The organism is Gemmatimonas sp., from assembly GCF_041689975.1.
GTDB lineage: Bacteria > Gemmatimonadota > Gemmatimonadetes > Gemmatimonadales > Gemmatimonadaceae > Gemmatimonas.
The window spans coordinates 1-8,113 of record NZ_JBDNFF010000055.1; the positions used below are offsets into that span (position 1 = coordinate 1).

9 protein-coding genes are annotated in these 8,113 nt (G+C 64.5%); 6 read left to right on the forward strand and 3 right to left on the reverse strand.

Annotated elements, in window-relative coordinates:
- Together ACESNG_RS03935 and ACESNG_RS03940 are read left to right on the forward strand one after the other, a co-directional pair.
- Window positions 1-907: dockerin type I domain-containing protein (locus ACESNG_RS03935; protein WP_373067908.1), on the forward strand; the 907-nt coding region annotated here is incomplete at its 5' end.
- A gap of 649 nt (window positions 908-1,556) precedes the next feature.
- On the forward strand, window positions 1,557-1,856 hold the full coding sequence (locus ACESNG_RS03940; protein ID WP_373061377.1) for a hypothetical protein: 300 nt from the start codon (window positions 1,557-1,559) through the stop codon (window positions 1,854-1,856).
- Between the two features lie 59 nt (window positions 1,857-1,915).
- Here ACESNG_RS03940 and ACESNG_RS03945 read toward each other — a convergent pair whose 3' ends face one another.
- Entirely contained in the window at window positions 1,916-2,473 is a 558-nt protein-coding gene (locus ACESNG_RS03945; RefSeq protein WP_373061379.1) for a hypothetical protein, read from the reverse strand.
- 742 nt (window positions 2,474-3,215) lie between these two features.
- Window positions 3,216-3,536: a hypothetical protein gene (locus ACESNG_RS03950; RefSeq protein ID WP_373067910.1), complete on the reverse strand. Its 321-nt coding sequence runs from the start codon at window positions 3,534-3,536 to the stop codon at window positions 3,216-3,218.
- Between the two features lie 367 nt (window positions 3,537-3,903).
- Here ACESNG_RS03950 and ACESNG_RS03955 point away from each other — a divergent pair, with 367 nt between their 5' ends.
- Complete coding sequence (locus ACESNG_RS03955; RefSeq protein ID WP_373061383.1) at window positions 3,904-4,056, forward strand: hypothetical protein; 153 nt, start codon at window positions 3,904-3,906, stop codon at window positions 4,054-4,056.
- 154 nt (window positions 4,057-4,210) lie between these two features.
- Here ACESNG_RS03955 and ACESNG_RS03960 read toward each other — a convergent pair whose 3' ends face one another.
- Window positions 4,211-5,359, reverse strand: coding sequence for a COX15/CtaA family protein (locus tag ACESNG_RS03960; protein WP_373067912.1), 1,149 nt, complete (start codon window positions 5,357-5,359; stop codon window positions 4,211-4,213).
- Window positions 5,360-5,468: 109 nt separating this feature from the next.
- On the opposite strand from ACESNG_RS03960, the gene ACESNG_RS03965 reads away from it, so the two are divergent.
- The 3 genes from ACESNG_RS03965 to ACESNG_RS03975 form a co-directional block, all read left to right on the forward strand.
- Entirely contained in the window at window positions 5,469-6,476 is a 1,008-nt protein-coding gene (locus ACESNG_RS03965; RefSeq protein WP_373067914.1) for a hypothetical protein, read from the forward strand.
- Window positions 6,473-7,102, forward strand: coding sequence for a hypothetical protein (locus tag ACESNG_RS03970; protein WP_373061388.1), 630 nt, complete (start codon window positions 6,473-6,475; stop codon window positions 7,100-7,102). The genes ACESNG_RS03965 and ACESNG_RS03970 overlap by 4 nt, the downstream gene beginning before the upstream one ends.
- A gap of 124 nt (window positions 7,103-7,226) precedes the next feature.
- The coding region (locus tag ACESNG_RS03975) for a carboxypeptidase regulatory-like domain-containing protein (protein WP_373061390.1) at window positions 7,227-8,113 on the forward strand (887 nt) is incomplete at its 3' end.

The window sequence follows — 8,113 nt, forward strand, 5'->3', positions numbered from 1 at the left end:
AGTCAGCACGGGCTTGGAGCGCACCATCACCAGCGGCATCGACGCGAGTGAACGCCGGGCCTTTATCGCCCCCTTCGTGATCGACCCCCAGCGATCCACCCGCCTCTACTTCGGCGGCTCGCGCGTGTTTCGCACCAGCAATGAGGGAACCGCCTGGACGGCCATCTCTTCTGACCTCACACGCGGCACAGGTGTCATTGCCGCGCTGGCGGTGGCGCCGAGTGATTCAGCTGTGATCTTCGCGGGCACCAACGACGGCAACGTACGCTACACCCGCGACTATGGTGTCACGTGGCTGTCGCCATCCACCACGCTGCCGGCGCGCGCCGTGACGGACTTCGCGATCGATCCCGCCGATGCCGATCGTGTCGTGGTGACCTACGGAAGTTCGGGGACCTCGCACGTATTCCGGTCCGACGATGGCGGGGTCACGTGGACCGACATCAACGGCACGCTCCCCGACGTGACCACGCAGGCCGCGGTGTGGGGTCCCGGTGGCCGACTATTCGTCGGCAACATGCTGGGCGCCTACGAGAGCCGCGACCGCGGCGCCACCTGGACGCGCAACGAGGGACTGCCGACCATCCGCATCACGGACCTCGTGTACAATCCGCGCACCAATCGCTTGGTGGCGGCCACGTACGGACGCGGCATCTGGGCCTTCGACTTCACGACCGCTGCGGCGGTGCTGCGCGGCGACGTGAATAGCGACAATCGCGTGGACGCCGCCGACGCGCTGCTCATCCAGCAAGGGCTCATCGGCGTGCAGGTATCGGCCGCCGTGTCGCTGTTCCCCGCGGGCGATGCGGACTGCAACGGCAAGCTCGAAGTGCGCGACGCGCTGGTCGTGGTGAAGTTCGCCGTGGGCGACGTGGTCGCGGGCAGCTGCGTGGGCACGCGGCGGTGAGGGTTCGGTAATTTTTTATTCTATCCGCCCGCTCAAGAGTGCCGAGTGCTGCGCTGATTTTTGCGCGATGAAGCCACGCGGAACATCGCGAAGGTGTTCAGGTCCTGTCGTTCGACGATGCATTTTACGAAGGAATTGATTTCGCGCGTATTCACGAGAAAGTCCGGCAGGGTTTGGCGGAGCGCCTCGGCGTGCTCTGCGCCTCCGCGTCCTCCGCGTGATCAGTTCCACTCCCCCGTGCGCACCGTACGCCGCCCACGACTCCTCGGGGGCGGCGACGAACAGGCCGTTGAACCGATCACGCAGAGGACGCGGAGGCGCAGAGAACGCAGAGCAGCACGCGAAGAACAGGAATCGGCACCCATCTGACCGCATGGCTCGAAATGGAAGTCGTTCCGCCGAACTCCTCTCCGCAATGCTCGACGCACTCGATCAACTCACCGGTCGGTGGAGCGATGCGCACGAACGGCAGGGTGATGTCGCAATAACGCGGGCGAGAATTCGGCACTCTCGAGCGCCCGAATAGGTCGATTTTAACCACATTCAGGTATTTCCCTCTGTCGCGAAATGTCAAAATAAGTCGTGAAACAACTTTGATTAGACGCGAAATACACTTCACGACCACTAATTCGCCTCCAAAGGAAAGTCGATGGCCCGCATCAGCGAAAAAGTCATCGCTCGTGAACTGAAGGACATCCTCGAGATCGTGCAACGTGGCGAAGATGGGGCGAGTAGAGATGGAATCGCTGGAAGATTTGCGGCGATTCATGGCACAAGATTGCCAACCCGAACCATCCAGCATCGACTGGAACGGCTCGTCAACACGCCTGCCGGCACGAACGCAAGATCGCTCGGCACGACGAAGACGCTGTCGAGCAGCGGGATTTCCTGTCGCACATTGTGCATGATGGCGCGTGTTGTTCCGACAACCAGCGCGCAAGTCATCTGAGGGAACGCGCAAGGTATGGTCCGACTCGGAACACGAGGAACCCCGCACGGGGCCGGTTGTCACCTCATGCGGTAAGCGTCCAGAGCCCGCGCGTCAATTTCATTGGCCGGTTCCGGCCGCACCAGCGCTCCGTTCGAAGCGGCATCGCCCTCGCCGATCTCGTTGACGTGGCCTGCACCGGCTAGTCGGCCGCCGCGTTTCGCCATCGCGAGATAGGCCGCGCCGCTCAGCGCGCCAACGATGGCAGCCGGACCGGCCATGACCAACGGCATGTCCAGGAGCATCACGGAAACGGCGCCCGTGGTCGCGCCGCCCAACGCGGCGAAGCGCCATAAGGAGATCCGTTCGAGATTCGCGCCGCGTCGATAGGCGATCAAAATGACAGCGGCGAGTAGCACACCGTTGATCACGCCCACCAGCGCTCCACGACTGGCCAGGAAACCGGCGCTTCCGCCAGCCCAAGCCGGCCAGTCGATCAACATCAGATACTCCTCCATTCGCCGCTGCTGGTATCCACCACGCGCACGCACGGCGAACGCGAGCCCGATCCCGGCGATGGCCCAGGGTACGGCCCACAGCAGCGACATCCCCACGACCCCCCTGAGTCGGCGCAGCATTCCCCACCTCTGTCGCGTGTGTGTCGGCACTGATGGCGGCGCACCTTGGTGCGCCGAATGCTCGCTTCTGCGGCACGGCCCTTGGATACGATGCGGCCAACGAGCAATTCCGCAATCCCTGCAGTCCCTATTTTCGATCCTTCGGTGCGCATTTATGGTCGCGAACAGCCTCATGCTCATCGATTAATTGCGAACAGTGATGTCCCAACGTTTTTCAAGGGAGAACGAGTGGAATGGGCTCGAAATCAGCGTCTGGATAACCAGGTAGTGGCGTAAGGAGTTGATGGAGCGGGACTTGCTCGAAAAGGTCCACAATCAGGATCTGTAGCATTTCCTGCACGCGTTGCCGATCAAGCTGGAGACCTTGCTTCGCGATCCAGATGTGCGCCTTCACCGCGTGCCCTCGCAATCTTCGCGGACTTCGCGCGAACGGCGGGGCTTGCGGCTGCTGCGGAGCGATCGGAGAGCCAGCTGGTTCGCGCGAAGCACGCGGAGCACGCGGAGAGACGCGGAGAACAGCAAAATGATGGAAATGGGCATCGGGCCGACGGACGGGGCGCGGCAAACCACCACTCCTGTTGTGGCGGTTCTTCGGTGTACGACGGTCCCGCGCGCCTCCGCGCAAAAGACCGACATGCAGCGCCTCTTCGTTCACGTCGAGACCAGACAACACGACTCCGTTCCCCAGGCAAATCAACCACTTGCACCGTTCCAATCCCAAAACGTTAGGACGCTACTGGTGTTAGGCATCGAGCGAAAGGTCGCTCACCAGGCTGTTCCGAACGACGCGCGCGAAGTGTTCGAGCGCGCGAAGATTGATGCCGTCGGCGAAAAACGGCGTGGCCAACCACCACAACGTCGCGTCCATCGAGTCCCGTACTGCGCACGGTAGCTGGCGATATGCTGTCGCGTCCGACAGGGGAAGTAGATGCACGGCCGAACGCATGAAACACCGAGTGTCGGGATCGAGGCGCGACATGACCGACCGGTACGCGCTGTCCGCCACTTCCCACTGCCCTGCTACGGACTGCACGTATACGTCGAGCACGGCGCACCACGTCACCGTTTGCGGGCGGCATCGATGCACAGTCGCCGCCGCCAGTGGCAGCTCGCCGTTCTCCGTGCAGTTGACGCGTGAACCACGGGTCGTGCTGCGGCATCTGCAGCATGTCGTCGTCCGCATCCATCACCAGCCGGTTTGGACACATAGCGGTCTTGAACGCGCGGCTCTCGATCACCACGGGCAACGGATACGGATGGCCAGTCACGATGGGCTCCGGCGGCGCGGCCACACCACCGCGCGCCGTGGATCTTGACGAGGCGACGGGTGCGCGGGGTGGCGACGGGTTATACAGCCGGTCTGGGTGGCAGTGCAGCATCGACAACCGCTGCATACCGGGCTCCATGTACTGCGGATGGCGCAACACGCCGTGGACGCGATCTTCCTCGGCCTGCCAGCTGTCACGCTGCGCGAGGAGCTCGCGGCGAAGGATCCAATCGAGAACGACGCGCTGCCGGGTGGCCGGCGATTGCACCACCGGCGCCGAATCGAGCGGCGTTGCTCCACGCACCTGCGCGCCTAAGGCCAGCGGCGGCACAAGCGATACCAGTATCACGAGTAGCAACGGCACGCGGACAGCGCTCAGCGACAAATCTCCCCGTTCAGTATCCGACTCAGTCAATCGTTCTCGAATCAGTCCGGAATTCGCGGCACTGCGGGAGCCGTGGCGTCTCCGACTACGCCGTGATTGCTGCCTCGACCGGCACCGCAGGCACACGCGGGGAACGTGCGGCCGTGGTCTCAGGAAATGCAGCCTCCAACGTGCGCGTCGCGATGGCGCGCTGGGTCGCAATCAGTGCCGCCGTCAGTGCCAGCACGCCGGTGAACTGGTGCAGCACCCCCAATGGAACGGGCACGGCAAGTAACAGGGTGGTGATACCGAGCGCGAGCTGTACCGTCACCACCGCGCCGAACGCGAACACCGCACGTTGCACGCGGCGCGGCAGCAGCGCTGTCCGCGCACGCCATGCGAGAGTGAGCACGAGGCCAGTCACCGTGAGCGCAAGTAACCGATGGTGGAACTGCGCCGCCGCCGGGTTCTCGAAGGCGTTCGTCCACCATGGCGTGAGCGCCGCATAGCCAAGCGGCACCACGCGACCACCCATGAGCGGGAACTCGTTGAAGATCGTGCCGGCGCGGAGTCCGGCCACGAAGCCGCCGGAGAGTACCGTCACACCCAAGAGCACCGTCGCGCCCAGCAATGCCAGACGCCAACGGTCAGACGTGTACAGCGATTCACTACGCTCTTCCGCCGTGCGCTCACGCAATTCGCTGTACGTCCACACACACACCGCCAGGATGCCAAGCGCGAGCCCGAGATGCGCCGTGAGCCGATACGCGCTCACGCTGATGCGCTCCACGAGGCCGCTCTTCACCATGTACCAGCCGAGCGCGCCCTGTGCGAGCGTGAGTAGCGGCAATGCGGTGAGACGCAGTTGCAACGGGCGCGGAATGCGCCGTTGCGCCATGAACACCAGCCACGGGATCGCGAACACCAGCCCCACCGTGCGCGCCACGTTCCGGTGGAACCACTCCCACCAGTAGATCCACTTGAACTGCGCGAGCTCGATGCCCGCGTGCGTGGCGCTGGCTTGGGGAATCTGCCGGAACTTCTCGAATTCCACCGCCCACGCCGCGCTGCTCGACGGCGGCAAGGCGCCCGATACCGGCTTCCATTCGGTAATGGAGAGCCCGCTTTCGGTGAGCCGCGTGATGCCACCCACCGCGACGGCCAGGAAGACGGCCACGATCGACGCCAGCAGCCACCGGCGGAGTGCAACGCGGTCGCGGGTAGGAAGCGCGCCGGGGAGGCCGAGGTTGGGCAAGTGAGTCACCACTGAAGCCTGACCGGCGGGCCGGGGAAGGTCAAGGGACGGCGGTGGTCGGCGGACTCACATAGGCGCGGAACCAAGACCCCACGGCCACCCTCGCGTAATGACCATCGTCACTCGTAAACTCAATGGACCCCTTCCCGAGGTCGCATTGCCGAAACGTCGCAACTCGCCGGATACTCCCGTGCCGTTCTCGCCACTGTCCATCCGCGACGACATGATGCGCGATCTCTCGCGTCTACTGGAGCAGCAGGAGTTCGGCAGTCTCGACGAAGTGAATGCGTTCATGGGAAAGGAGGTCAAGGGCAAACCGTTGCGCCACGTGCAGCCCACGACCGACCGCGAGCGCGCCGAGGATCTTGTCGTGACGGCCCGTCTGGAACGCACGACCTCTAAGCTCCGGGCGCAGGTGGCCAAGGCACTGAAGCTCGATGCCGACTGCGTATCGGCGCACCTGCTGCTGGCCGAAGTCGCGGAAAGTTCGGCCAAGTCCCTCGCTCATTGCCGCGACAGCATCGCCGCCGGAGATCGCGTACTGGCAGAACAGCTCGGTAACGAAGGCGCGTCGATCTGGCACCACCCCGTCGGGCGCCAGTACCTGTCGGCCCGGCGTGTATTCGCCGAGCTGCTCTGGCAGACCGGTGACCGGCAACTCGCACTCGACGAAGCCCGCACGATCTTGCGTCTCAATGCCGGCGACAATCAGGGTGTGCGCTATGTGTTGCTCGAGTGGCTGATGCGTGCCGGCTCGGTGGCCGAGATCGATGCGCTGCTGGCCGCGTACGACGACGGCACCGCGGCTTGGATGTTCACCACGGCGCTGCATCGATACCGTACGCTGGGCCCGGTGACGGCGGCGGCGAAGGCGCTCCGCACTGCCATGCGGGAAAACCCATATGTCGTGCCGATGCTGATCGGCGAGACACCGCTGGCCGACGAGCTGCCCGACACGTTCGGTATGGGCGATCCCGACGAGGCGACTCTGTACTTACACGAGTCGATCTCATCATGGTACGATGCCGCTGGCTCCATGGAGTGGCTCGAACAAGTCTTCCACGCGACGCCCGCCGGGCCGATCGGCCGCCGCAAACACTCCGGAAACCACACATGATTTCATACTTCGCGCGCCGTTGCAAACCGTTCTCGTTCGTTGCGGCTGCGGTATTGCTGCTGTCGAACACAACCGTCCTACTCGCTCAATCCACCGGTGATCAGGCCGCCGAGCGCCGAGCGCGCACCGGGGCGTTGCTGGCGCGTGGCTGGCATCCGTATGCGGCCATTGCGCCGGTGTCGCCCCTTGGCCGTCTCGGTGAACTCACCACATTTGGTGTGAGCGGACATCTCGGCGCTTGGTACGTGCCGCCCGAAGGGTCGTGGCCCGGTATCGGGGTCGAAGCGTCATATGCAACGCTGGCGAAGGACACGGACGAACAGTTGCCCGGCGCCTATCAGAAAGCCGGCCTGTCGGTGCGGCTGACATCGAAAGGAAAACGCCGCGTCTTGTTCGACTGGCTGGGCGCGTACGGTGCGGTGGGCGCGGGCGTGTTCCGGCACGGCGCGTCGCAAAGCACGATGCAGACGTCACCAAGCGCCTCGGCGAGTGTCGGCATGCTCGTACCAGTTTTGGGTCTCGAAGGGTTCGTTGAAGCACGCTTCGAGCATCTGTTCAGCGGCCAGACGCTGGGGCGTGGTAACGGCATCACGATGGCGCCACTCATGCTCGGCCTGCGGTTCTGATCGCATGCGCGCGCGACCGGCGTAGGCGCCTACGCCGGGAACGCCTCTCCGTTTACCGACCCGAACTGTCGATTCACCGATTGGCTGACACCGTGCGCGTACCCATGCCCGTACGCTCCCGTGTATGCACAACACGCTCACGAGGTTTGCCGGCTTCAGTCCCGTAACACGGCGCCGCACGGTCGTTGCCCTGCTCGTAGTGGCGAGCGCCAGCCTGGCCACCACGATGCGCGCGCAGGGCACGCCAAGCGTGATCGTTCGCGGGCAGGTGCGGCTGCCTAATGGCAACCCGGCGCCGCCCACGACGATCTACTTGCTCGAAACACAGGACCAGACCGCATCGGATAGTCTCGGACGGTTCGCGCTGCAGTCGTCGTATCGCGGCGTAGCCACCTTGGTGGCGCGGCGCGTCGGCTTCGCACCGGCTACGGTGGATATCACGCTGCCGATGGATACTGCGGTGACGCTGACGATCGTGCCGATGCCGCCCTCGCTCTCCACACTGACCGTGGTCGCAGCGGGTGAGTACACCTTGGGCACCGGTCGTACCGCCTCACTCACACCGTTGGAGGTGGCGCAGACGCCGGGTGCTGCCGCCAACGTCGCCAAGGCGCTGCAAACGCTACCGGGACCGCAGAATGTCGACGAGGGCAGCGGCCTCTTCGTGCGCGGCGGCGACGTGACCGAGACGCGGGTCTTGCTGGACGATGCCTGGTTGCTCTCACCGGCGCGCTTCGATAATCCCGTTGGCCACGTCACGGCCACCGTGAACCCGTTCCTGCTCGATCGCACGATCTTTTCAGCCGGCGGGTTCGGCGCGCAGTACGGCAACGCTCTCTCAGGACTTGTGCGCCTGGAAACCGCCGGACGACCGCTGACGTCGAACGGCAATGCCACGGCCTCGATAGGCGGCGCCGGACTCTCCGCCGCACTCGCGCCTCATCGGCGTGTGGGCGTGCGGGCCAATGCCAACATCCGAGCCCTTGCTCCAGTCATCGCCGTCTTCGGCGA

Bases quoted from the DNA above. Each gene is read 5' to 3' on its own strand.
- ACESNG_RS03940 (WP_373061377.1), top strand. From the start codon at position 1,557: ATGGCCCGCATCAGCGAAAAAGTCATCGCTCGTGAACTGAAGGACATC.
- ACESNG_RS03945 (WP_373061379.1), bottom strand. From the start codon at position 2,473: ATGCTGCGCCGACTCAGGGGGGTCGTGGGGATGTCGCTGCTGTGGGCC.
- ACESNG_RS03965 (WP_373067914.1), top strand. From the start codon at position 5,469: ATGACCATCGTCACTCGTAAACTCAATGGACCCCTTCCCGAGGTCGCA.
- ACESNG_RS03970 (WP_373061388.1), top strand. From the start codon at position 6,473: ATGATTTCATACTTCGCGCGCCGTTGCAAACCGTTCTCGTTCGTTGCG.